Annotated in this window: 1 rRNA gene; it reads right to left on the bottom strand. The window is 52.6% G+C overall.

Annotated elements, in window-relative coordinates:
- Nucleotides 1-25: 25 nt before the first annotated feature.
- A 23S ribosomal RNA gene (locus tag OGY33_RS00720) occupies nucleotides 26-2,329 on the bottom strand; the annotation flags it as partial.

Genomic DNA, 2,329 nt, shown 5'->3' with positions numbered 1-2,329 from the left:
TTCGCCAAAACATCTTCGGCGTTGTAAGGTTAAGCCTCACGGTTCATTAGTATCGGTTAGCTCAATGTATCGCTACACTTACACACCCGACCTATCAACGTCGTCGTCTTCAACGTTCCTTCAGGAGACTTAAAGTCTCAGGGAGAACTCATCTCGGGGCAAGTTTCGTGCTTAGATGCTTTCAGCACTTATCTCTTCCGCATTTAGCTACCGGGCAATGCCATTGGCATGACAACCCGAACACCAGTGATGCGTCCACTCCGGTCCTCTCGTACTAGGAGCAGCCCCCCTCAATTCTCCAGCGCCCACGGCAGATAGGGACCGAACTGTCTCACGACGTTCTAAACCCAGCTCGCGTACCACTTTAAATGGCGAACAGCCATACCCTTGGGACCTACTTCAGCCCCAGGATGTGATGAGCCGACATCGAGGTGCCAAACACCGCCGTCGATATGAACTCTTGGGCGGTATCAGCCTGTTATCCCCGGAGTACCTTTTATCCGTTGAGCGATGGCCCTTCCATTCAGAACCACCGGATCACTAAGACCTGCTTTCGCACCTGCTCGAGCCGTCACTCTCGCAGTCAAGCTAGCTTATGCCTTTGCACTAACCTCCTGATGTCCGACCAGGATTAGCTAACCTTCGTGCTCCTCCGTTACTCTTTAGGAGGAGACCGCCCCAGTCAAACTACCCACCAGACACTGTCCGCAACCCGGATTACGGGTCTACGTTAGAACACCAGCCATTAAAGGGTGGTATTTCAAGGATGGCTCCATGCAGACTGGCGTCCACACTTCAAAGCCTCCCACCTATCCTACACATCAAGGACCAGTGTTCAGTGTCAAGCTATAGTAAAGGTTCACGGGGTCTTTCCGTCTTGCCGCGGGTACACTGCATCTTCACAGCGAGTTCAATTTCACTGAGTCTCGGGTGGAGACAGCCTGGCCATCATTACGCCATTCGTGCAGGTCGGAACTTACCCGACAAGGAATTTCGCTACCTTAGGACCGTTATAGTTACGGCCGCCGTTTACCGGGGCTTCGATCAAGAGCTTCTCCTTACGGATAACCCCATCAATTAACCTTCCGGCACCGGGCAGGCGTCACACCGTATACGTCCACTTTCGTGTTTGCACAGTGCTGTGTTTTTAATAAACAGTTGCAGCCAGCTGGTATCTTCGACTGATTTCAGCTCCATGAGTAAATCACTTCACCTACATATCAGCGTGCCTTCTCCCGAAGTTACGGCACCATTTTGCCTAGTTCCTTCACCCGAGTTCTCTCAAGCGCCTTGGTATTCTCTACCTGACCACCTGTGTCGGTTTGGGGTACGATTTCGTGTTACCTGATGCTTAGAGGCTTTTCCTGGAAGCAGGGCATTTGTTACTTCAGCACCGTAGTGCCTCGTCATCACACCTCAGCGTTAAAAGGTACCGGATTTACCTGGAACCTCCGCCTACATGCTTAAACCGGGACAACCGTCGCCCGGCTAACATAGCCTTCTCCGTCCCCCCTTCGCAGTAACACCAAGTACAGGAATATTAACCTGTTTCCCATCGACTACGCCTTTCGGCCTCGCCTTAGGGGTCGACTCACCCTGCCCCGATTAACGTTGGACAGGAACCCTTGGTCTTCCGGCGTGCGGGTTTTTCACCCGCATTATCGTTACTTATGTCAGCATTCGCACTTCTGATACCTCCAGCATGCCTCACGACACACCTTCAACGGCTTACAGAACGCTCCCCTACCCAACAACACATAGTGTCGCTGCCGCAGCTTCGGTGCATGGTTTAGCCCCGTTACATCTTCCGCGCAGGCCGACTCGACCAGTGAGCTATTACGCTTTCTTTAAATGATGGCTGCTTCTAAGCCAACATCCTGGCTGTCTGTGCCTTCCCACATCGTTTCCCACTTAACCATGACTTTGGGACCTTAGCTGGCGGTCTGGGTTGTTTCCCTCTTCACGACGGACGTTAGCACCCGCCGTGTGTCTCCCGTGATAACATTCTTCGGTATTCGCAGTTTGCATCGGGTTGGTAAGTCGGGATGACCCCCTAGCCGAAACAGTGCTCTACCCCCGAAGATGAGTTCACGAGGCGCTACCTAAATAGCTTTCGGGGAGAACCAGCTATCTCCCGGTTTGATTGGCCTTTCACCCCCAGCCACAAGTCATCCGCTAATTTTTCAACATTAGTCGGTTCGGTCCTCCAGTTAGTGTTACCCAACCTTCAACCTGCCCATGGCTAGATCACCGGGTTTCGGGTCTATACCCTGCAACTTAACGCCCAGTTAAGACTCGGTTTCCCTTCGGCTCCCCTATTCGGTTAACC

The organism is Citrobacter sp. Cpo032 (genome assembly GCF_030332975.1).
GTDB lineage: Bacteria > Pseudomonadota > Gammaproteobacteria > Enterobacterales > Enterobacteriaceae > Citrobacter > Citrobacter portucalensis.
This window is presented reverse-complemented; position numbering and strand designations above follow the sequence as displayed.